Annotated in this window: 20 protein-coding genes; 8 read left to right on the forward strand and 12 right to left on the reverse strand. The window is 72.3% G+C overall.

What is annotated here, in order from left to right:
* Positions 1-225: 225 nt before the first annotated feature.
* From CFP66_RS24805 to CFP66_RS24835, 7 genes are all read right to left on the reverse strand, one after another.
* Complete coding sequence (locus tag CFP66_RS24805; RefSeq protein WP_094927570.1) at positions 226-894, reverse strand: GntR family transcriptional regulator; 669 nt, start codon at positions 892-894, stop codon at positions 226-228.
* A gap of 69 nt (positions 895-963) precedes the next feature.
* A complete protein-coding gene (locus tag CFP66_RS24810; protein WP_233159695.1) occupies positions 964-2,391 on the reverse strand; it encodes a GntP family permease in 1,428 nt (475 codons plus the stop codon).
* A 14-nt stretch (positions 2,392-2,405) separates the two neighbouring features.
* Entirely contained in the window at positions 2,406-4,142 is a 1,737-nt protein-coding gene (locus CFP66_RS24815; protein WP_198961656.1) for an IlvD/Edd family dehydratase, read from the reverse strand.
* An 89-nt stretch (positions 4,143-4,231) separates the two neighbouring features.
* Complete coding sequence (locus tag CFP66_RS24820) at positions 4,232-5,995, reverse strand: ABC transporter ATP-binding protein (RefSeq protein ID WP_094927573.1); 1,764 nt, start codon at positions 5,993-5,995, stop codon at positions 4,232-4,234.
* The gene (locus tag CFP66_RS24825) at positions 5,992-7,590 is read right to left on the reverse strand and encodes an ABC transporter ATP-binding protein (RefSeq protein WP_094927574.1); all 1,599 of its coding nucleotides are present in this window, start codon (positions 7,588-7,590) and stop codon (positions 5,992-5,994) included. Before CFP66_RS24825 ends, CFP66_RS24820 begins: the two co-directional genes overlap by 4 nt.
* A gap of 9 nt (positions 7,591-7,599) precedes the next feature.
* A complete protein-coding gene (locus CFP66_RS24830) occupies positions 7,600-8,775 on the reverse strand; it encodes an iron-containing alcohol dehydrogenase family protein (protein WP_094927752.1) in 1,176 nt (391 codons plus the stop codon).
* Entirely contained in the window at positions 8,772-9,878 is a 1,107-nt protein-coding gene (locus CFP66_RS24835) for a mandelate racemase/muconate lactonizing enzyme family protein (protein WP_094927575.1), read from the reverse strand. Before CFP66_RS24835 ends, CFP66_RS24830 begins: the two co-directional genes overlap by 4 nt.
* Before the next feature lie 100 nt (positions 9,879-9,978).
* On the opposite strand from CFP66_RS24835, the gene CFP66_RS24840 reads away from it, so the two are divergent.
* The gene (locus CFP66_RS24840; RefSeq protein WP_094927576.1) at positions 9,979-10,770 is read left to right on the forward strand and encodes an IclR family transcriptional regulator; all 792 of its coding nucleotides are present in this window, start codon (positions 9,979-9,981) and stop codon (positions 10,768-10,770) included.
* A gap of 1 nt (position 10,771) precedes the next feature.
* Here CFP66_RS24840 and CFP66_RS24845 read toward each other — a convergent pair whose 3' ends face one another.
* Together CFP66_RS24845 and CFP66_RS24850 are read right to left on the reverse strand one after the other, a co-directional pair.
* Entirely contained in the window at positions 10,772-10,981 is a 210-nt protein-coding gene (locus CFP66_RS24845; RefSeq protein WP_094927577.1) for a ferredoxin, read from the reverse strand.
* Positions 10,978-12,198 (reverse strand): cytochrome P450, encoded by a 1,221-nt coding sequence (locus CFP66_RS24850; protein ID WP_094927578.1) that lies wholly within the window; start codon positions 12,196-12,198, stop codon positions 10,978-10,980. The genes CFP66_RS24845 and CFP66_RS24850 overlap by 4 nt, the downstream gene beginning before the upstream one ends.
* 86 nt (positions 12,199-12,284) lie before the next feature.
* On the opposite strand from CFP66_RS24850, the gene CFP66_RS24855 reads away from it, so the two are divergent.
* The 6 genes from CFP66_RS24855 to CFP66_RS24880 all read left to right on the forward strand — a co-directional run bounded on the left by CFP66_RS24855 (position 12,285) and on the right by CFP66_RS24880 (position 17,500).
* Entirely contained in the window at positions 12,285-12,965 is a 681-nt protein-coding gene (locus tag CFP66_RS24855; protein ID WP_094927579.1) for a TetR/AcrR family transcriptional regulator, read from the forward strand.
* A gap of 233 nt (positions 12,966-13,198) precedes the next feature.
* A complete protein-coding gene (locus tag CFP66_RS24860; RefSeq protein ID WP_094927753.1) occupies positions 13,199-14,224 on the forward strand; it encodes a TerC family protein in 1,026 nt (341 codons plus the stop codon).
* A 55-nt stretch (positions 14,225-14,279) separates the two neighbouring features.
* Positions 14,280-14,789 (forward strand): NADAR family protein, encoded by a 510-nt coding sequence (locus CFP66_RS24865; protein WP_094927580.1) that lies wholly within the window; start codon positions 14,280-14,282, stop codon positions 14,787-14,789.
* On the forward strand, positions 14,786-15,508 hold the full coding sequence (locus tag CFP66_RS24870) for an alpha/beta fold hydrolase (RefSeq protein ID WP_094927581.1): 723 nt from the start codon (positions 14,786-14,788) through the stop codon (positions 15,506-15,508). The genes CFP66_RS24865 and CFP66_RS24870 overlap by 4 nt, the downstream gene beginning before the upstream one ends.
* A 38-nt stretch (positions 15,509-15,546) precedes the next feature.
* Positions 15,547-16,125, forward strand: a complete 579-nt coding sequence (locus CFP66_RS24875) for a TetR/AcrR family transcriptional regulator (protein ID WP_094927582.1) — start codon at positions 15,547-15,549, stop codon at positions 16,123-16,125.
* Between the two features lie 40 nt (positions 16,126-16,165).
* Positions 16,166-17,500, forward strand: coding sequence for an aspartate aminotransferase family protein (locus tag CFP66_RS24880; protein WP_094927754.1), 1,335 nt, complete (start codon positions 16,166-16,168; stop codon positions 17,498-17,500).
* Between the two features lie 24 nt (positions 17,501-17,524).
* Here the strand turns inward: CFP66_RS24880 and CFP66_RS24885 are convergent, their stop codons facing one another.
* Positions 17,525-17,812 carry a hypothetical protein gene (locus CFP66_RS24885; RefSeq protein WP_094927583.1) on the reverse strand — a complete coding sequence of 96 codons (288 nt, stop codon included), beginning with the start codon at positions 17,810-17,812 and terminating at the stop codon, positions 17,525-17,527.
* Positions 17,813-17,878: 66 nt separating this feature from the next.
* Between CFP66_RS24885 and CFP66_RS50390 the strand changes: the two genes are divergently transcribed.
* Entirely contained in the window at positions 17,879-18,106 is a 228-nt protein-coding gene (locus CFP66_RS50390) for a MerR family DNA-binding transcriptional regulator (RefSeq protein ID WP_369805156.1), read from the forward strand.
* A 65-nt stretch (positions 18,107-18,171) separates the two neighbouring features.
* On the opposite strand, the gene CFP66_RS24895 is transcribed toward CFP66_RS50390, so the two are convergent.
* Both CFP66_RS24895 and CFP66_RS24900 read right to left on the reverse strand, forming a co-directional pair.
* Positions 18,172-19,662: a tripartite tricarboxylate transporter permease gene (locus CFP66_RS24895; RefSeq protein WP_094927585.1), complete on the reverse strand. Its 1,491-nt coding sequence runs from the start codon at positions 19,660-19,662 to the stop codon at positions 18,172-18,174.
* A gap of 15 nt (positions 19,663-19,677) precedes the next feature.
* The gene (locus CFP66_RS24900; protein WP_094927586.1) at positions 19,678-20,178 is read right to left on the reverse strand and encodes a tripartite tricarboxylate transporter TctB family protein; all 501 of its coding nucleotides are present in this window, start codon (positions 20,176-20,178) and stop codon (positions 19,678-19,680) included.
* Positions 20,179-20,190 lie beyond the last annotated feature (12 nt).

Here is a 20,190-nt window from a genome sequence, read left to right on the forward strand (position 1 = left end):
CGGGCACCCCGACGGCCGGCCCGATCCCGACGCCGACATCGACGCCGATCAGCGGCTGCGCCGCTACGACCCCCGCATCCTGGACCGACCGGCCACCGACCCACCACAACCACCGCCAGGGCAGGAAACGGGCCCGGACCCACCACCCGACGACGAACCGCCCTTCTGAGCCCCGGCCGACGTGGTCGTCGACGTGATGGCCGTCGCCGAGCGCCGGCTGATCACTCAGCCCACTGCGAGCCGGCGGAGGTAGGCGTCCCGGGACGGCTCGAGGTGCGCCACGCAGACCTTCACGAGCCGGTCCGGATCGCCGTCCTGCAGCGCTTGGATCATCTCCCAGTGCTCGGCCTGGGCGCGCAGGAGGTACTGGTCGTCTGCGACCGTGAGGGAGCGGATCGAGGAGGCCATGCGGGCGTGGTGGCGCACCGCCTCGACGAGGGTGCGGTTGTCCGACAGGCCGAACAGGATGGCGTGGAAGGCCAGGTTGGCCCGGTGCGCGCTGCGCCGGTCCTGGGCGGCGATCGCCGCGTCGTGCGACTGCTGGCACTCCACGAGCGGGTCGAGCCGCTCGGGCGGCACCGGCACGGTGATGCTGCGCGCGCAGTTGGCCTCGAGCAGCGTGCGGACGTCGTAGAGGTCGCGGACCTCCTTCGCCGTGTAGGAGCGGACGAACGCCCCGACGTTGGCCCGGCGCTCGACGGCGCCCCGGGATTCGAGCGTGGCGAGGGCGCTGCGAACCACGTGGCGCTTCGCGCCGAACCGCTCCATGAGGTCGTCCTCGACGAGGCGCTCTCGCGGGTGCAGGACACCGAGGGCGATCTCCTCCTCGAGTTCGGCGGCCAGCTCGGCGACGATCCCGGCGGCCCGCGTCCGCACCGCCCCGTCGTCACCCATCCGACCGGCCTCCTCGCCCTCTCCCCGGTCCGTCCATGCTCCCACGACGGCCTCCGGTGGCCGGGCCCCTCAGGGCACGAACGGGCTCAGCACCAGCACGACCGCGAACCCGGTGAGGCCGACGAGCGACTTCATGACGGTCCAGGACTTCAGCGTGTCGGCGACGTTCATGCCGAAGTACCGGTTGGCCATCCAGAACCCGGAGTCGTTGACGTGGGAGAACCCGGCGCCGCCGCAGGCGATCGCGATGCAGGTCAGGGCGACCGTGGCCGGGCTCGCGCCGAGCGACTCCGCGAGGGGGGCGCTGAACGTGGCGCCGGTGACCATGGCGACCAGGCCCGAGCCCTGCGAGATCCGCATGACCGCGGCGACGACGAAGCCGAAGACGACGAGCGGGATGCTGGCGTCGCGCATCGCCGCGGACAGGGTGTCGCCGAGCCCGGACGACACCAGCACGCCGCCGAACACGCCGCCCGCACCGGTGACGAGGATGATGTTGCCCGCCGGGCCGAGCGCGGTGCCGGCGAGCCTGCCGAGCTCGGCCCGCCCGATCCCGCGGCGGACGCCGAACACCCACATGCTGAACAGCACGGTCAGCAGCAGCGCGATGACGGGGTTGCCGACGAAGGTCAGCGCCGTGGCAACCGGCGACTCGCCGCCCATCAGGCGCCCGACGGTGCCGACGAGGATGAGCAGCAGGGGCATCAGCAGCGCGAGGACCACGGACCCGAAGGAGGGCAGGTCCCGCTCCGGCTCCGTCCGGACCTCGACCGCGGACGTCGCCGTCGCCGGGGAGGTCGCGCCGCCGCCCGTCGTCGGGGCGGCCGGGGCCACGACGTCGGTCGAGCCGACGATGGCCGTCGGCGGGACGACGTGGATGCGGCGCGCGATGAACCGACCGAACAGCGGGCCGGCGACGGCGACGGCGGGGATCCCGCAGACGGCGCCGAAGAGCACCACGAGACCGATGTCGGCGCCCATGATCCCGGACGCCGCCAGCGGGCCGGGGGAGGGCGGCATGAACGTGTACGCCGCGCTCAGCCCCGCGCACAGCGGGATGCCGTAGTGGAGCAGGGACTTGCCGGTGCGCTGCGCGACGCCGTAGAGCATGGGGACGAGGACGACGATCGCCACGTCGATGTAGACCGACGTCGCGACCAGGAACCCGGCCAGTCCGAGGCCCCAGGAGATGGTGCGTTCGGAGAAGCGCTCCACGAGGGTGACGGCGATCCGTTCGGCGGCTCCGGCGTGCTGCAGGATCATGCCGAAGATCGCGCCGAGCGCGATCACGAGCGAGAGCTCGCCGAGCGAGTCGCCCATCTCGCCGACGATCAGGTCCATGAGCTGGGTCGGGCCGTTCCCGACGGCCAGGCCGAAGGCGAGCGTGGTGAGCAGGAGCGCGAGGAACTCCTGCACCTTCAGCACGATGATCAGGGTGAGGAGGACGCCCACGGCGAGCACGGCAGCCGTGACGACCCAAGTCTCGTAGGACAACATCGTCTCCAAAATGGTCAGGCGGGACCGCGGCGCGACGGGACGCTCGCGCGGGTGTCGACGGCCTGCAGGAATCGGAAGTCGCAGCCTTCTTCGGCTTGCGTCACCTCGTCGACGTAGAGCTTCGCGTAGCCGCGTTCGGGCCGCGGACGTGGCGGCGCGGCGGTGGCGGCACGGCGGGCGAGCTCGGCGTCGTCGACCTCGAGGACCAGGGAGCGGTGGGCGACCGACAGCGCGATCGTGTCGCCGGTGCGGACGAGGGCGAGCGGGCCGCCGACGGCCGCCTCGGGGGAGCTGTGCAGCACGATCGTGCCGGCCGCGGTTCCCGACATCCGCCCGTCGGAGATGCGGACGATGTCCTTGACGCCGGCCTTCGCCAGCTTGCGCGGGATGGGGATGTAGCCGGCCTCGGGCATTCCGGGGAAGCCGACGGGGCCGATGTTGCGCAGGACGAGCACGTCGGACGCGTCGACGTCGAGGTCGTCGCGGTCGATCCGCTCGGCGAGGTCGGCCGCGTCCTCGAACACGACTGCCCGGCCGCGGTGCTCCAGCAGCGCGGGGGTGGCGGCCGACTGCTTGATGATCGCGCCGCCCGGCGCGAGGTTCCCGTGCAGGACGGCGATGCTGCCGCCGCTGTGGATCGGGTTGTCGCGGGGGCGGATGACGTCCTGCGGGAACGGCGCCGGGGCGTCGTCGAGCTCCTCGCCCAGCGTCCGCCCGGTGACGGTCAGCGCGGTCGGGTCGAGCTGGTCGCGCAGCTCCAGCATCAGCCGGGGGATCCCGCCGGCCCGGTGCAGGTCCTCCATGTAGTGGTCGCCGGAGGGCTTGAGGTCGACGAGTACGGGAGTCTCGCGGCCGAGCGCGTCGAACGCGTCGAGGTCGAGGCGGTAGCCGCAGCGGCCCGCGATGGCGGCCAGGTGCACCAGCGCGTTGGTGGAGCCGCCCATGGCGAGCAGGATCCGGAAGGCGTTGTCGAACGCGGCCGGTGTGAGGATCCGGTCGAGCGTCAGCGCTTCCTCGGCCAGCCCGACCGCGCGCGTGCCGGTCGCCTCGGCCACGCGCATCCGGTCGGCGGTCACGGCCGGGGGCGTGGCGCTGCCGGGCAGGGCGACGCCGAGGGCCTCGCTCACCGCCGCCATCGTGCTGGCGGTGCCGGCCACCGAGCAGGTGCCGACGCTGCCGACCAGCCGGCCGTTGACCTCGGCGATCTCGTCGGCGTCGATCTCCTCGGCCCGGTAGCGGCCCCAGAAGGCGCGGCAGTCGGTGCACGCGCCGACGGTGCGCCCGCGGTGCGAGCCGGTGAGCATGGACCCGGTGACGAGCTGGACGGCCGGCTTGCCCGCCGACGCGGCGCCCATCAGCTGCGCCGGGACGGTCTTGTCGCAGCCCCCGATGAGCACGACCGCGTCCACCGGGAGGGCCTTCAGCATCTCCTCGGTGTCCATCGCCATCAGGTTCCGGAGGAACATGCTGGTGGGGGAGGCGAAGCTCTCGTGCACCGAGATCGTCGGGAACGACACGGGCAGCCCGCCGGCGAGCATCACGCCGCGCTCGATGGCCTGGATCAGCTGCGGGACGTTGCCGTGGCACGGGTTGAAGCCGCTCTCGGTGTCGACGATGCCGATCACCGGGCGGTCCAGCGCGTCGTCGCCGTAGCCGGCTCCCTTGATGAACGCCTTGCGCAGGAACAGGGCGAATTCGGCGTCCCCGTAGCTGGTGAGGCTCCCCCGGAGGCCCTGGTGCTGCGACGGCATCGTCATCATCCTTTTTATTGATAATCGGTGACCGGAGGGATGAGACCACGTTCGAGCAGGTGGGCGCAAGCGCCGGGCTGCGCGTGCGCTCAGCGCAGGGCTGCCCCGTCCCGTGACCAGGCTTCCCAGAGGCGCGCGTAGCGACCACCGGCCGCGACGAGCTCGTCGTGGGTGCCCCGCTCGACCACCCGGCCCGTCTCGAGGACGACGACCAGGTCCGCGGCGGCCGCCTGCGTGAGCCGGTGCGCGATCACGAGTCCGGTGCGCCCGTCGAGAGCGACCGCGGCGGCCCGCTCGAGCTGCCGCGCGCCGGAGCTGCCCGCCTCCGCGGTGGCCTCGTCCAGCACCGCCACCGGACGGTCGGCCAGCACGAGGCGCGCCAACGCCAGCTGCTGGGCCTGCTCGACGGTCAGGACGATGCCGCCGGCGCCCACCACCGTCGACAGGCCGGACGGGAGGCCGTCGGCCCAGCCGAGCGCGCCCACCGCGTCGAGGGCGGCGCGCAGCTCGTCGTCGGTGGCCTCGGCGCGGGCGAGCCGCAGGTCCTCGGCCAGCGGCCCCGCGAAGACGTGCACCTCCTGGGTGATCAGTGCGACCGTCTCGCGGATGCCGTCGGGTCCGAGCTCGTGCAGCGGCGCGTCCCCGATCCGCACGGTGCCCGCGGTCGGTGTGTGCACCCCGGCCACCAGCTTCGCCAGCGTCGTCTTGCCCGCTCCGCTCGAGCCGACCAGCGCCACCGTGGTGCCGGGGTCGACGTCGAGATCGATGTCGTCGAGCACGAGGTGCCCGTCGACGTAGCCGAAGGACGCCCCCTTGACCGTGATCCCGGCGTCCACCGGTCGCGTGGTGCGGACCGGCGCCGGTGGCGCGGGCAGGTCGGCGACACCGATGATCCGGGCGAGGCCCGCACCCGCGGACTGCACGGTGTCCAGCAGGAACAGCACCTGGTTGACCGGGTTGAACAGGTTGATGAAGTACAGCGCGGCCGCGGTGGCGGTGCCGATCGTGGCGGTGCCGCTGCGCACCAGCAGGAACCCGGTGGTGAGCACCGCGACGGCCCCGACCAGCTCCGCGCCGTTGAGCCGCCCGAAGAACCGCGTCTGGAAGCGCACCACCTCCATCGCCAGCCGCACCACCTCCGCTGACCGGTTGCGGACCAGCCCGGCGTGCTGCTCCACGAGCCCGAACGCGCGTACCGTCGCGACCCCGCCCACGGTCTCGAGCAGCTGCTGCTGCTGTGCCCCGCCGGCACGGCGCTGCGCAGTGTAGAACGGGCCCGACCGGCGCAGGAACCAGCGTGCCGTCGCAACCTGGATCGGCACCGCGAGCAGGGCCGCGATCAGGAACCGCCAGTCGAGCACGGCCAGGCCCACCAGGGTCAGCGCGATCATCAGGGCGGCGCGGGCGAAGTCGGGCACCGCCTGGCGCACCGCATCGCCGACCAGTGCGACGTCGGTGGTCACCCGCGACGTCAGGTCCCCCGAGCCGGCGGCTTCGATCTGCTCCAGCGGCAGCCGCAGCGCGCGGTCGACGAACCGCTCGCGCAGGGCGGCGAGCATGGTCTCGCCCACCCGGGCCACCAGGCCCACCCCGACGACGGCGAGCACCCCCTCGACCACCGCGACGGCCACGAGCGCGAGCACCGGGCCGGTGACCGCGTCCGCGCCCTGCCCGGTCGCCACGATGTCGACCACCCGGCCGAGCAGCGGGGCGGTGAGCAGCGCGCTCGCTGTGGCGGCGACCAGCGCCACCAGCGCGGCGAGCGCCCGGGTGCGGTGCGGGCGCAGCAGCTCGCGGAGCACGGCGAGCACGCGCGCACCGGAGGTGACCGGGAGGAGCGTCGGCTCGTTCACAGCTCCACCACCCGATCCGCGACACCGAGCAGCGCGGGGCTCGAGGTGACCACGACCGTCGTGCGGCCGGCGCGCATCCGCCGCAGCCCGGTCGCGATCTCCGCCTCCGTGACGGCGTCGACCGCGGTGGTCGGGTCGTGCAGCACGAGGACGGTGGCGTCCGCGGCGAGCGCGCGGGCCAGCGCGATCCGCTGCCGCTGCCCGCCGGACAGCGCGCTGCCCTGTTCGGCCACCTGCGTGGCGTCGCCGTCCGGGAGCACGTCGGTGACCTGGTCGGCGCGCGCGGCCGCCATCGCGGGCTCGACCCGCTGCCCGCCGGCCGCGACGTTGTCGCGCACGGAGCCGGCGAACAGCCGCGCATCGTGCGTGGCGACCAGCACCCCGGCACGTGCCGAGCCGAGTTCGGCCGTGGCGAGGTCCTTGCCGTCGAGCTCGATCGTTCCGGCCGCGGGCTCGACCTGCCTGCCCAGGCACGCCAGCAGCGCCGTGGCCGCTGCCGGATCGAGGGACCGGACGCCGAGCAGCTCACCGGGCGCGACGTCCAGGTCGACCCCGTGCAGCGGCCCGCAGTGCAGGCCTCGGACCGTCAGCCGTCCCGGGCCGTCGGGCAGCTCGTGCGTCCCGCCGTGCACCGCGGAGGCGGTGGACAGCAGCTCGGCGACCCGGGTGGCCGATGCCCTGCCCTGCGCGAACCGCGCGCTCACGCGACCGAAGACCTGCAGCGGGCCGAGCAGGAACTGGGCGAGCCCGACGGCGGCGACCAGGCCACCGATCGAGAGCGCGCCGTCCGCGGCGAGCCGCCCACCGACCAGCGCCACCAGTGCGAGGAACAGACCGTTCGCCGTGAGCACCGCGCCCGAGTAGCGCGCCTGCGCGCCGGTGGCGTGCAGGGTGGCCTCCAGCGCGTCCTGGCTGGTGGTGGCGTAGCGGGCCACGGCGGTCGGTTCGGCACCGATCCCCTTCAGCACCCGGATACCGGCCACGAGGTCGGCGGCCACGCCGGACGCGCGAGCCGCGCGCTCCTGCTCCGGAGCGCTGCGCCGTTCGAGCGGCCGGCCCAGCAGGTGCACGAGGTACAGCAGCGGTGGGGTGCCCAGCAGGACGAGCAGCCCGAGCGGCACCGACGTCCGCAGCAGGGAGATCGCCGCGACGACCAGCGCCGCCAGCGCCGCGAGACCCATCGGGAGGGCGAACAGGGACACCCCCACCCGCTTCGCGTCCGCGACGGCGACAGAGGTGAGCTCGCCCGGCAGCCGCCCGCTGTCGGCCCCGCCGGTGGGGTCGAGCACCCGGTCGGCCACCAGGTGGCGCAGGCGCTGGTCGGTCCGCACGTCGGCGAGCCAGGCGAACCGCGCCCCGAACCGGTAGCAGGTCGACAGGAACGCGAAGTCCACGGCGAGCACCGCGAGCCACAGCACGAGCGCACCGACGTTGCCGGTGCTCACCGCGCGGTCGATCACCACCCCGACGAGAACGGGGACCAGTGCTTCGCCGACCTGGTGTCCGCACAGCAACAGCGTGGCCGCGGTGACCGCGCGACGCTGGTCGCGGAACGATCCCGTCAACACCGCACGACCAGCGAGCACCTCCGGCACCGGCTGAGGCTACCCTCGCCGTGCCTCCGCGAGCAGGCCGGTGAGGAGCGCGGTCAGTTCCTCCGGCGTGGGCGTCCGCGGGTTGTTGCGGGTGACGGCGTCGGCGAGGGCGGTGCGGACCAGGTCGGGCACCATCTCGTCGGTGACGCCCAGGTCGGGCAGCGGCTCGCGCATGCCGAGCCGCTCGGTGAACTCCCTGACCGCCGCGACGGTCCCGGCCGCCGCGGCGCCCGGCTCCACGACGCCCAGGCAGCCCATGTCCACCGCCACCTGCGCGTACTCCGGGGTGCTGGCCGGCAGGTTGAACGCCAGTACGCGGTCGAGCACGGCGCCGAGCGCGACCCCGTGCGGTGTGCCGGTGTGCGCGGTCAGCGCGTGCGCGATCCCGTGCACCAGCCCCAGCCCGGAGATGCTCAGGGCGAGCCCCGCGAGGTGCGAGCCGAGCAGCAGCTGGGCCCGGGCCTCCCGGTCGGCGCCGTCCTCGACGGCGCGGGGGAGCCAGTGGTGGACGAGGCGGACCGCGTGGTGGGCGTAGGCCTCCGACACCGGGTTGCGACCCCGCGAGGTGAGCGACTCGATGCCGTGGACCAGGGCGTCCACGCCCGTCGCGGCGGTGGCGCGCGCAGGCAGCCCGACGGTGAGGTCGGGATCGAGCACGCTGACCCGCGGCGCGACCGAGGCGTGCCCGAGGTAGACCTTGCAGTGCCGCCCGGTGTCCTCGATGACCCCGAAGCCGTTGGTCTCGGCGCCCGTTCCCGCGGTCGTGGGGACGGCGACGACCGGCAGTCCCGGCCCGACCGGTTCGGCGGCGAGGTCGAGTGCGGCGGCGGCGCCGGCGTTGACGGCCAGCAGCGCGATGCCCTTCGCGGCATCGAGGCTGGAGCCGCCCCCGACCGCGACGACGGCCGCGTCGCCGAAGGCACGGGCCCGCGCGGCGCCCTCGTCGATCGTCGCCACCGACGGGTTCGGCTCGACCTCGGCGAACACCCCGGTGTCCAGGCCCGCCCCGGTGAGCACGGCGCGCACGCGGTCGAGGATGCCCGCGGCCGCGATCCCCCGGTCGGTCACGACGAACGCGCGGGACCGCCCGACCGAGGCGACGGCCTCGGGCAGCCGGTCGAGGGCCCCGCGGCCGAACTCGATGCGCCCGGGCGGGGTGATGGTGAAGCTGCTGGTGGAGATCATGCCGCCCACCGCCGGACGGCGGCCTCGTCGAGCCGTACGCCCAGCCCGGGAACCGGGGGCACGGCGAGGCAGCCGTCCGCGTCGATCCGCAGCGGTTCGGCGAGCATGAAGTCGCGACGCTCCGGCGTCCAGCCGGGCGGGTCGTAGGGGTACTCGAAGTACGGCCCGCCGCCGACACCGGCCGCGACGTGCAGGTTGGCCAGTACGCCGATGCCGTTCGTCCAGGTGTGCGGGGTGAAGGCGCGGTGCTTGAGGTGGGCGAGCTCGGCCAGCATCCGCGCGCGGGTGATCCCCACGGCCAGCACCACGTCCATCTGGTAGACGTCGAGCGCGTCGTTGTCGAGGTAGCCGAGGATCTGGCCGACGCTGTCGAGCATCTCCCCGCCCGCGATGCGCACCCCGGTGGCGCTGCGCAGCGCCGTGAGCCCGGCGACGTCCTGGTAGGGGAGCGGCTCCTCGACCCAGAAGACGCCCAGGTCGCGCAGCCGCTCGACGGTGTGCCGCACCGTCGCGTAGTCCAGGGCGGGCTGGACGTCGCCTGCCATCCGCCAGGACTGGTTGAGGTCCACCATGATCTCGAAGCCGTCGCCGACCGCATCGCGGGTGGCGGCGACCGCCGCGACGCCCTCGTCGATGCGGTCGCGGTCGATCCGGATCTTCATGGCGCGGAAGCCCTGCTCGCGCAGCGCCAGCGCGGACTCGGCGCGCTCGGCGGGCGCCTTGAGCTCGCCGCAGGACGCGTAGACCGGCACCCGTCGCTGCGCGTTGCCGAGCAGCGCGGCCACCGGCAACCCGGCCACCTGGCCGAGGAGGTCCCACAACGCGACCTCGAGCGGCCAGAACCGGCCCGCGTGGAAGTTGATCGTCTCGATCGTCCGGACGTGCTGGGCCATGTCGAGCGGATCGCGCCCGACGAACAGGTGCTCGTGTCCGGGGAAGCCGTCCATCGTGTCGCCCGAGCCGATCCCGACGAGCCCCTCGTCGGTCTCCACGCGGACGATCGTGGCGTCGAAGCGCTCCCGGGGACGGGGGTCCCACGCGGCGGCGAACGGCGGGTCGAGCCGCAGCTGCAGGCGGTCGAGCCGGATGTTTGTGATCTTCATGGGGAAGCGGGCCCTCCGTGGTCCTCGAGGCGTCACGGTGGCAGCCTGGTCTCCCTTGCGGCAACTGCCGTTGCGCATATGGCACTCAGGGAGCGGACGCATGGCGGCACGCACGTACGCAGCAGGACTGCGGCGCGACCTCGACGTCCTCGAGGTGCTCGGTGGCGAGGAGGCGTCGCGTCGGGGTGGCCTGGGGGTCCTGCGCGTGGCCGAGCTGGTGGGCCGGGAGAAGACCCAGGTCTCCCGCTCACTGGCGTCGTTGGCCGAGGAAGGGCTGGTGGAGCGGGATCCGGAGCTGCTGGCCTACCGGCTCGGCTGGCGGGTGTTCGCGCTTGCGGCCCGCACGGCGGAGGCCCGGTTGGCCGAGGTCGCGGCGCCGCACCTGCGTCGTCTGGTGGCGCAGGTCCACGAGACGGTTCACCTGTGCGTGCTGCGCGGCGGTGGGGTCCTGACCCTGCTCAGCGAGGCGCCGCGGCACGCCTTCCGAGGTCTGGGGTGGGAGGGCGTGAGCGTTCCCGCGCCGCGCACGTCGGCCGGCCGGGTGCTCGTCTCCGATCTCGACCGCGCTGCCCTCACCGAGTGGTTCCCGGCGCAGGAGTTGCGCGCCGCGCCGCCGCAGCAGCGGATCCGGACCATCGACCAGCTGGTGGCCGAGACGCGCTGGATCGCGGCCCACGGGTACGCGAAGGTCGACGGGGAGTTCGAGGAGGGACTGGTCGGCGTGTCGGCGCCCGTGCGCGACTTCCGCGGTCAGATCGTCGCGGCGATCAACATCTCCGCGCCGAAGGGTCGGTTCGGGCACAGGCTCGACGCGGGAGGGGAGGCCACCGCGGCCGTGGCCCGGCAGCTGTCCCAGGACCTCGGACACCGCCACGGCGAGGCCTCCCCGTAGGTCACCGGGAGCGGGCGTCGTCCCGGACGGTGATCGCGGCGGCGGGGCAGCCGGTCGCGGCGTTGCGCGCGACCTGCCACTGCGGCGCCGGTGGAGCGGGGTCCAGCAGCTCGACGATCGCGTCGTCGTCGCGCTGGTCGAACACGTCGGGCGCGGTGAGCACGCACTGCCCCGAGCCGACGCACGCGTCCTGGTCGACCTCGATCCTCATCGGTCCCCCCAGGTGACGGGCAGGCTGCGCACGCCACCGGTGATGTGGTCGGTGCGGACGTCGAGCGCGTCGAGCTCGATCGCCAGGCGCAGCCCGGGCAGCCGGCGGGCGAGGGTGGCGAACACGGCTCGCAGCTCGGTGCGGGCGAGGCTCGCACCGATGCAGAAGTGCGGCCCGTGGCCGAAGCCGACGTGCCCGCGCTCGGCGCGATCCGGGTCGAACGCCTCGGCGTCGGCGAAGACCGTGTCGTCCCGGTTCGCCGCGTTGATCGACAGGATCAGCGCGTCGCCGCGGCGGATGGTGACCCCCGACATCTCGACGTCGGTGTGGGCGTAGCGCAGCAGCCCGAGGTCGCCCGGGGCGCCCAGCCGCATGATCTCCTCGATGACGGCGTCGATGCGGCCGTCCGGGTCGGCGGCCAGCGCGTCCCACTGCTCAGGACGGCTCAGCAGGAACAGCGTGCCCAGGCCGATCCGGTTGACCGTGGTCTCGTGCCCGGCGAACAGCAGCCCGACGCAGAGCCGGACCATCTCCGGGTAGCCGAAGCTCTCGTCCTCGGCCTGCGCGCGCACGAGGTCGGTGATGACGTCCTCGCCCGGCTCGGCGCGCTTGCCCTCGGCCAGGCCCGCCATGTAGCGGCCGAACTCCTCGCGGGCCTCGCGCGCGTCCTGGCCGGAGAAGGTGGCCATCCGGTCCGACAGCGAGCGGAAGTGCTCGCCGTCGGCCTCCGGCACCCCGAGCAGCCGGCAGATCACCGCAACCGGCAGCGGGAAGGCCAGCTGCGCGTGCAGGTCGACCCGCCCGTCGGGCGAGGCGGCGTGCGCGGCGAACATCTGATCGACGTAGCCGTCCACGAGCTCCTGGACGTGCCCGGCGAGCAGGCGCATCCGCTTGGCGGAGAAGGCGGGGGTCAGCAGCCGGCGCATCCGCCGGTGGTCGGCCTCCTCGGACTCGTGGTCGCCGCTCGGGCCGTCCTGCACGGCAGCGGTGCTGATCCGCGATGCCCGCTCGGGCTCGGGGTGCGAGCGGCCGAACCGGCCGTCGCCGAGCAGGTCACGGACCTCGGCGAAGCGGGTCACCAGCCACGCCGGATCGCCCGCGGGCGTGAGCACCGGCGCGATCGGGGCCTCGCGGCGCAGCACCTCGTAGAACGGCGCGAGGTCGAGCAGGTTGGGCCGGGTGAACGGGAGCTGCGGGCGTTGTTCGGCGAGGGTCATCGATCGTCCTCCTGGGGTCGGATGACCCCACGGTACGATTAATTGGCAGTTGCTGCCACAAAGTCTGACCGATTAGGGTGCCTGCCGTGGCGCAGCAGGGCGGTACGCGACGAGGGCGTCCGCCGCTCGGCGAGCAGGGACGCCGCCGGCAGCGCCTGGAGATCTCCCGGGAAGCGGTGCGGCTGTTCCGCGCGCACGGCGTCGCCGGCACGTCCGGGGTGCGGATCGCGGAGGCCGCCGGGGTGTCCGAGCGGACGCTGTGGCGGCTGTTCCGGACCAAGGAGAGCTGCGTGGAGCCGCTGCTCACCGAGGCCCTCGACGGGTTCTGCGCGGTGCTGCGCTCCTGGCCGGCCGGGGTCGAGCTCGCCGAGCACCTGCAGGTGGCCTACACCTTCGTGCCGCGACCGTCGCGACCCGACATCGGCATGGACGCCGACATGGACACCGACTCGGACACCGACGCGGTGCTCGCGGTGGTGCGGATGACCCGTGACGACCCGGCGCTGCGCGCGGTCTGGCTGGTGCTGCAGGAACGTGCCGAACCGACCCTCGCCGAGGTCCTCGCGCCGAGGGCCGGGCTGCCCCCGGGCGCGTCCGAGGTGCGCGTGCTCGCCGCCACGGTGAACGCGGCGCTGCGCGTGGTCACCGACGACTTCGCGCACACCGCGGCGGACGGCGTGACCTCGCACGACGTCGAGGGGCACCGGCAGCGACTGGCCGAGACGCTGCGCGCCGCCACTCGGGTGCTCGCGCCCGGTGGGGCGTAACTCACGTCGATCTCCGCAGCGATACGGGCGCAATGCCCGAAAGATGAGCTTTGCACCGTCGGTCCGGACCGCTACAGTGGCGAACGCGAAGGGGAGTAGTCCTCCGCGGCGGTGCCGTCAGTACGGGTCAGGACGAGCTGGCCCCGGTGCCGCCGGTCCGGATCATCGGCCCAGTCAGGGCTCCCGGGCGGACGAGACTTTCAGCACTCGATGCTGTGCTGAAAGGGATCGTCATGAACGTGCCCGTCTGGATCTGGTTCGCCACCATCGCGCTGGTCATCGGGATGATCGTGTTCGACTTCGTCGGACACGTGCGCAAGCCGCACGAACCGACGCTGCGTGAGTCGGCGGTGTGGTCGATCGGCTACATCGCATTCGCCCTGGTGTTCGGCGTGGGTGTCGGGCTGTTCTCCGGCTGGACCTACGGCGGTGAGTACATCGCCGGCTGGCTCACCGAGAAGGCGCTGTCGGTCGACAACCTGTTCGTCTTCCTGCTGATCATGACGAGCTTCGCGGTGCCGAAGATCTACCAGCAGAAGGTCCTGCTGATCGGCATCGCGATCGCGATCGTCATGCGCGGCATCTTCATCGCGATCGGTGCCGTGGTCATCGAGCAGTTCGCCTGGGTCTTCTACCTGTTCGGCGCCGTGCTGTTCGTGCTGGCCTACAAGCAGATCAAGGAAGCGGTCGCCACCGACGACGAGGACGGCGACGCGGGCGACAGCCGCCTCATCCGGGCGGTGCGCCGGGTCGTCCCCACCAGCTCCCAGTACGACGGCGACAAGCTGCGCACCCGCGTCGACGGCCGGGCGGTCTTCACTCCGATGTTCCTGGTGATCGTCGCGATCGGGCTGACCGACCTGCTCTTCGCGTTCGACTCGATCCCGGCGATCTTCGGTCTGACCCAGGAGCCCTACCTGGTGTTCACGGCGAACGCGTTCGCGCTGCTCGGCCTGCGCCAGCTGTACTTCCTCATCGGCGGGCTGCTGGAGCGCCTGGTCTACCTCGCGCACGGCCTGTCGGTCATCCTCGCGTTCATCGGCGTGAAGTTGGTCCTGCACGCGCTGCACGAGAACAACCTGCCGTTCCTCAACGGCGGTCAGCCGGTGCCGGTCTGGACCATCCCGACGTGGCTGTCGCTGCTGGTCATCTCGGGCACGATCGCGGTGGCCGCGGTGGCCAGCCTGATCACCTCGCGCCGCCGCGCCGCGGCGGTCGAGGCGACCACGGCCGAGGTTCCTGCCCCGGCCCGCGACTGACGACGGCAGTGCCGCAGTGCTCTACGGCCTGGCAAATCATGAGGGGTGCTGAGTCATGCCGATCACGTTCTATACCCCGGACTTCTACGTGTTCAACAACTTCTCCGCGCACGCCGTCGAGTTCGAGGGGGAGCTCTACTCGACCGCCGAGCACGCCTACCAGGCGGCCAAGTGCATTGACCCGGAGGGGAAGGCGGAGATACGCCACGCTCGCAGTCCCTTGCAGGCCAAAAGTTTGGCAAACGGGAAGTACAGGACTGCCAGGGATCCTGACTGGAGCGACAAGAAGCTCGTCATCGTGGAGGAGATCCTTCGGGCGAAGGTGGCGCAGCACGCCGAAGCACGAGAAGCTCTGATCAAGAGCTGTGGCGAAGAAATCGTCGAGGACTCGCCCACCGACTACTTCTGGGGCGCCGGCGCCGACGGGACCGGGGCAGAACATCCTCGGCAGGATCTGGATGAAGATCCGCGACGCGGACACCTGAGCCGCCGGTGGCGCAAGTGGGACAGCGTCCCGTATTATCCGGGACATCGTCCCACTTGCTTGGAGGAACGCCGGAGATGACGACGTACGTACTGGTGCACGGGGCCTGGCACAGCGGGCAGGCCTGGGCTCGGATCGTCCCCCGGCTGGGGTCCTCGGGGCGCCGGGTGCTGACGCCGACCCTGACCGGCTACGGGGAGACCCGGCACCTGATGGGGCCCGAGGTGGGGCTGACCACCCACGCGGACGACGTCAGCAACCTGCTCGTCGACGAGGACCTGCGCGACGTGGTCCTCGTGGGGCACAGCTATGCCGGGATGGTCATCTCCGCCGTCGCCAACCGCGTTCCCGAGCGGATCGCGCGGCTGGTGTACCTCGACGCGATGGTTCCGGCGCACGGGGAGACCGCGGTGGACGTCATGCCGATGTCGAAGGTCCTCGTCGATGCGGCGCAGGCGTCCGAGAGCGGGTGGCGGGTCCCTCCGCTGCCGGAGATGCCGCCTCCGATGGGCCTGTTCGGGGTGACCGAGCCCGCCGACGTCGCCTGGGTTCGCACGATACTGTCCGACCATTCCGTCCGCTGCCTGCAGGAACCGGTGCAGTTCGACGACCCCGAAGCGGACCGCATCCCGCGCACCCACATCCACTGCACCGTCCGGCCGGAGGGGTTCGAGGCGAGGCGCGTCCCGCCGGTGCAGCCCAACGGGGAGCCGGCGCACGTCCTCGAGCTGCCGACCACGCACGACTGCATGATCACCATGCCGGACGCGTTGGCCGACATGCTGGGTGACCTGGGCTGACCGGTCGCCGCGAGAACCGATCGACCTAGGGTGGTGGCATGACCGACGAGGGGAGGGGCAGGACGTCGCCCAAGCGCGTCGACGCCCGTCGCAACGAGGTCGCCGTCCTCGAAGCCGCCGCGGCCGTGTTCGTGGCCTCCGGGGTGGACGCGCCGATCCGCGACATCGCCGCGCGCGCAGGCGTCGGGACGGCCACCGTCTCCCGCCACTTCCCGACGCGCGCGGACCTGATCGTCGCCGTCTACCGCCACCAGGTGGAGCAGCTCGTCGACGCGGGCCGGACGTTCGCGGCGACCGCGGAGTCCCCGCACGCCGCGCTCGCGCAGTGGATGAACCTCTTCGTCGACTTCGTCGTGACGAAACAGGGCCTGGCCACCGTGCTGCAGTCCGACGAGCCCTGCTTCGACCCGCTGCACGCCTACTTCGTGGATCGGCTCGAACCGGTGTGCGCGCAGCTGCTCGCCGCGGCGGCGGAATCGGGCGAGATCCAGCCGGGGCACAGCCCGCACGAGCTCATGCTCGCGGTCGGTGGCCTCTGCGCGGCGGCCGGCCGGGGAGGCGACTACGACGCCCGCCGGGTCGTCGGGTTCCTCGTCGCGGGGCTCGCCACGGCCTAGGTTTCATGTGCACATCGCCGTCGGCACCGGGGAGATCAGCATGGGCACGGACACCTTCTGGGACGACGTCGAGGACCACCTCGTCCGCTACATCCCCGCCTTCACCCCGCGCATCATCGAGCGCGCGCAGGGCTCCTACGTCTACGCCAGCCAGGGCAACGCCATCCTCGACTTCACCTCGGGGCAGATGAGCGCGGTCCTCGGCCACTCCCACCCCGCGATCGTGGAAGCGGTCGCCGACTCCGTGGCGTCGATGGCCCACCTGTTCAGCGGGATGTTGAGCCGGCCCGTGGTCACCCTGGCGAAGCGGCTGTCGGAGTCGCTGCCCGACCACCTCACGAAGATGCTCCTGCTGACGACGGGTGCGGAGGCCAACGAGGCCGCCCTCAAGATGGCCAAGCTGTACACGGGCAGGTACGAGATCGTCTCGTTCGACCGCTCGTGGCACGGCATGACCTCGGGCGCCGCCGCGGCCACGTTCTCCGCGGGGCGCCGCGGCTACGGACCGGTCCTGCCCGGCAACCTCACGCTGCCCACGCCCAACGCCTACCGCTCGCCCTTCCGTAACGCCGACGGTTCCTACGACTGGCAGGCCGAGCTGGAGTACGGGTTCGCGACGGTGGACACGCAGTCCACCGGCTCGCTGGCCGCGTGCCTGGTGGAGCCGATCCTGTCCTCGGGCGGCATCGTCGAGCTCCCGCCCGGCTACCTCGCGCGGCTGAAGGAGATGTGCGTCGAGCGGGGCATGCTGCTGATCGTCGACGAAGCCCAGACCGGACTCGGGCGCACCGGCGCCATGTACGCGTTCGAGCACCACGGTGTGGCACCGGACATCCTCACGCTGTCCAAGACCCTGGGCGCGGGGCTTCCGGTGGCCGCGGTCATGACGAGCGATGAGATCGAGCGCCTCTGCGCCGAGCGCGGGTTCCTCTTCTACACGACCCACGCGTCCGATCCGCTGGCGGCGGTGGTCGCCAACACAGTGCTCGACGTCATCGCACGCGAGGGTCTCGTGGAGCGCGCCGCGAAGCTCGGCGACCACCTCACCGACCGGCTCACCGACCTTCAGAGCCGGTACGAGGTGGTCGGTGACGTGCGCGGGCGCGGGCTGCTCCAGGGCATCGAGCTGGTCACCGACAAGGAGACCAAGGCGCCGGCGGACGCCCTCGGCGCCGCCATCACCACAGCCTGCCTGGAGCGGGGCCTGCACATGAACATCGTGCAGCTGCCGGGGATGGGCGGGATCTTCCGGATCGCCCCGCCGCTCACCATCGCCGAGGCCGAGCTCGACTCCGGGTTGGACATCCTCGAAGAGTCGATCCGAGCAGCGACCCCGCTAGCGGGGCACCCGTCCGACGTCGGCGTCGAGACCTGAGCGGTCCCCGCTCGCCGCAGGCTGTTATGAGGGCGGCAGGGAGAAGAGCCCTCGTGGTCCCCGGTACCGGACACCCCTGTACGGCCGGTTCAGGGCCTCCTTCACGTGCCACCACGCGTCCCGCTCCGTCTCGGCGTACCCGTGGGACGTCTTCCCGCTGTCGAGTACGACAGTCCAGCGGTACCGACCGGTTGCCTCGTTGAACGTGACCGACCCCCTCCTCTGCGACTCGATCATCAGTCGTGCCTCCGTCTCGTCTGCCGCCTCGCCCATCGCGAACCCTTCGGATGTCTCGGTGACCCAGAACGCCATACGGGCAGGATAGACCGCAAACGCGCCATACGGATAGCAGAGAACGTGATCGGGTTTATGCGCGCCATGCCGGTGCAATCGGCCGTGACCAGGACATATGGTGCCCAAGTGGGCCCGAGCTACGTCACGACGACAGAGGCAGCGAAGCTCGTCGGCCTGTCCAAGCGGACGTTGCAGCGGTATCACCGGGACGGCGTCCTGGAGCCGGAGTACGTGACCGCCGGTGGACATGCCCGCTGGGACCCAGACAAGATCATTGAACAGCTCAAGGCACGGCGGAGGCGCTCGGAGTAGCGGGACCGCGTGAGTCGGCGCAGCCTCATGAACGTTCGGACCGGGTGCGTGCGGCGATCCGACGGTCAGGAGTTCGCGTCCACCCGCTCGACGCTGCGCCGGTGCAGCCGGTAGGCGAGGACGATCGAGACGAGGGCTGCGGCGATGAAGCAGAGGAAGATGGGGCTCTGCAGCATCGTCATCGGGGAGATCGCAACGGTCTGCCGCAGCGACAGTTCGAGCATCGGGCCCAGGATGAATCCCATGACGAACGGGGCGACCGGCAGCCCGCGCTTCGCCATCGCCCATCCGGCCACGCCGGCGACGAGGCAGACGACGATGTCGAACACGCTGTTGCGTGCGGTGTAGGCGCCGACGCCGCAGCAGACGAGCACGACCGGCCCCAGGACGCCGTAGGGGACCCGGGCGATCTTCGCCCACACCCCGGCCAGCGGGAGGTTGAGCACCAGCAGGATGACGTTGGCGACGAAGAAGCTGGCGATGACGGCGGCGGTGATGTCGCTGTTGGAGGTGAACATCGTCGGTCCGGGCACCACGCCGTAGACCATGAGTGCGGCCATGATCAGCGCCATCGTCGGTCCGGTCGGGATGCCGAGGCTGAACAGGGGCACGAACCCGCTCATCGCGGTCGCGTTGTTCGCCGCCTCGGGCCCGCCGATGCCCTCGACCGCGCCGTCGCCGAACCGCGAGCCGCCCTTGCGTTGCGCGCGCCGCCGTTCGCTCGCGTAGCTGAGGAACGTCGTGGTCGAGGGCAACATCCCCGGGACGAGCCCGAGCGCGAAACCTGTGAGAGTGCCGCGGCCCGCTGCTCCCGCGCTGCGCCGCAGCTCGTCGCGGGTGGGCAGGAAGCTCCCGACGGGGGCGGCGTGCGCCGGCGGCGTGCCGCGTTCGAGGGTGCGCAGCACCTCCGCGATGCCGAACAGGCCGATCATCACCGGAACGATGTCGAAGCCCTGCATCAGCTCGAGCGAGCCGAAGGTCAGGCGCTGCTGGCTGCTGGTGAGGTCCAGCCCGACGGAGGCCAGCAGCATCCCCGCCGCGGCCATGCCGATGCCCCGGACGATCGAGCCGGACGAGAGCCCGGCGATGGCGGTGAGGCTGAACAGCACCAGGCCGAGCATCTCGGGCGGTCCGAACTCGAGCGCGAACCCGGCCAGGTGCGGCCCGATCAGCCAGACCCCGAGCGTGCCGAGGATCCCGGCCACGAAGGACGCCCCCGCGGCGATGGCCAGGGCCGCCCCGGCGCGGCCCCGCCGGGTCATCGGGTAACCCTCCATCGCGGCTGGCAACGACGACACCTCGCCGGGGATCTTGAGCAGGATCGCGCTGGTCGACCCGCCGTACATCGCGCCGTAGTAGATCGCGGCGAGCACGACGATGGCCGTGGCAGGACCGAGGTAGGTGGTGAGCGGGAAGAGGATCGCGACGGCCGAGACCGGGCCGAGGCCGGGCAGCACGCCGACGACCGTCCCGGCGAGGCAGCCGAGGAGTGCCAGCAGCAGCACCTGCGGCTGGAAGACCGTGGCGAAGCCGGCGAGGAGTTCGGACAGACCCATGCGAGGCGTCCCCTTTCAGAACCTGAGGATCCCGGCGGGGAGGACCACTCCCGTGAGTTCGAACAGCGCGACGAACACGGCGTTGATCGCCACGGTGTAGGCCACCGAGCGCCACCAGCCGTACCGGGAGATCACCCGGAGGAACACGAAGACGACCGCGACGCCCGCGACGACGTAGCCGAGCGTTCCGAGCAGCAACGCGTACGCCGCGACGAGCAGCAGGCAGACGAGCATGTCGGCCCGGGGACGGGCGGGGCGGGCGTGCCCGTCGTCCGCGGGCTCCTCGCCGGCGGCGACCGAGGGCCGCTCCCCGCAGCAGGTCGTGGCCACGAGGATCACTCCCAGGACCAGGACGTACCAGCCGGCCATGTCCGCCTGCGCAGCGGCGTCGACGGTGAGCAGCAGTCGCAGCCCCTCCTCGAGGGCCGCCCCGGCGAGCAGCAGGAGGACGAGCATGGGGGAGTAGGCCAGCAGGGTGCGGGTGCGCGGGGTCGTGCGTGGCCTCGTCGTGGCCATGGGACCTCCTCG

This window comes from Pseudonocardia sp. MH-G8 (genome assembly GCF_002262885.1).
Taxonomy (GTDB): Bacteria; Actinomycetota; Actinomycetes; order Mycobacteriales; family Pseudonocardiaceae; genus Pseudonocardia.

Excerpts from the sequence above, each read along its gene's own strand:
- CFP66_RS24805 (WP_094927570.1), bottom strand. The coding sequence starts at position 894 with ATGGGTGACGACGGGGCGGTGCGGACGCGGGCCGCCGGGATCGTCGCC.
- CFP66_RS24810 (WP_233159695.1), bottom strand. The coding sequence starts at position 2,391 with ATGTTGTCCTACGAGACTTGGGTCGTCACGGCTGCCGTGCTCGCCGTG.
- CFP66_RS24815 (WP_198961656.1), bottom strand. The coding sequence starts at position 4,142 with ATGCCGTCGCAGCACCAGGGCCTCCGGGGGAGCCTCACCAGCTACGGG.
- CFP66_RS24830 (WP_094927752.1), bottom strand. The coding sequence starts at position 8,775 with ATGATCTCCACCAGCAGCTTCACCATCACCCCGCCCGGGCGCATCGAG.
- CFP66_RS24835 (WP_094927575.1), bottom strand. The coding sequence starts at position 9,878 with ATGAAGATCACAAACATCCGGCTCGACCGCCTGCAGCTGCGGCTCGAC.
- CFP66_RS24840 (WP_094927576.1), top strand. The coding sequence starts at position 9,979 with ATGGCGGCACGCACGTACGCAGCAGGACTGCGGCGCGACCTCGACGTC.
- CFP66_RS24845 (WP_094927577.1), bottom strand. The coding sequence starts at position 10,981 with ATGAGGATCGAGGTCGACCAGGACGCGTGCGTCGGCTCGGGGCAGTGC.
- CFP66_RS24850 (WP_094927578.1), bottom strand. The coding sequence starts at position 12,198 with ATGACCCTCGCCGAACAACGCCCGCAGCTCCCGTTCACCCGGCCCAAC.
- CFP66_RS24860 (WP_094927753.1), top strand. The coding sequence starts at position 13,199 with ATGAACGTGCCCGTCTGGATCTGGTTCGCCACCATCGCGCTGGTCATC.
- CFP66_RS24865 (WP_094927580.1), top strand. The coding sequence starts at position 14,280 with ATGCCGATCACGTTCTATACCCCGGACTTCTACGTGTTCAACAACTTC.
- CFP66_RS24870 (WP_094927581.1), top strand. The coding sequence starts at position 14,786 with ATGACGACGTACGTACTGGTGCACGGGGCCTGGCACAGCGGGCAGGCC.
- CFP66_RS24875 (WP_094927582.1), top strand. The coding sequence starts at position 15,547 with ATGACCGACGAGGGGAGGGGCAGGACGTCGCCCAAGCGCGTCGACGCC.
- CFP66_RS24880 (WP_094927754.1), top strand. The coding sequence starts at position 16,166 with ATGGGCACGGACACCTTCTGGGACGACGTCGAGGACCACCTCGTCCGC.
- CFP66_RS24885 (WP_094927583.1), bottom strand. The coding sequence starts at position 17,812 with ATGGCGTTCTGGGTCACCGAGACATCCGAAGGGTTCGCGATGGGCGAG.
- CFP66_RS50390 (WP_369805156.1), top strand. The coding sequence starts at position 17,879 with ATGCCGGTGCAATCGGCCGTGACCAGGACATATGGTGCCCAAGTGGGC.
- CFP66_RS24895 (WP_094927585.1), bottom strand. The coding sequence starts at position 19,662 with ATGGGTCTGTCCGAACTCCTCGCCGGCTTCGCCACGGTCTTCCAGCCG.
- CFP66_RS24900 (WP_094927586.1), bottom strand. The coding sequence starts at position 20,178 with ATGGCCACGACGAGGCCACGCACGACCCCGCGCACCCGCACCCTGCTG.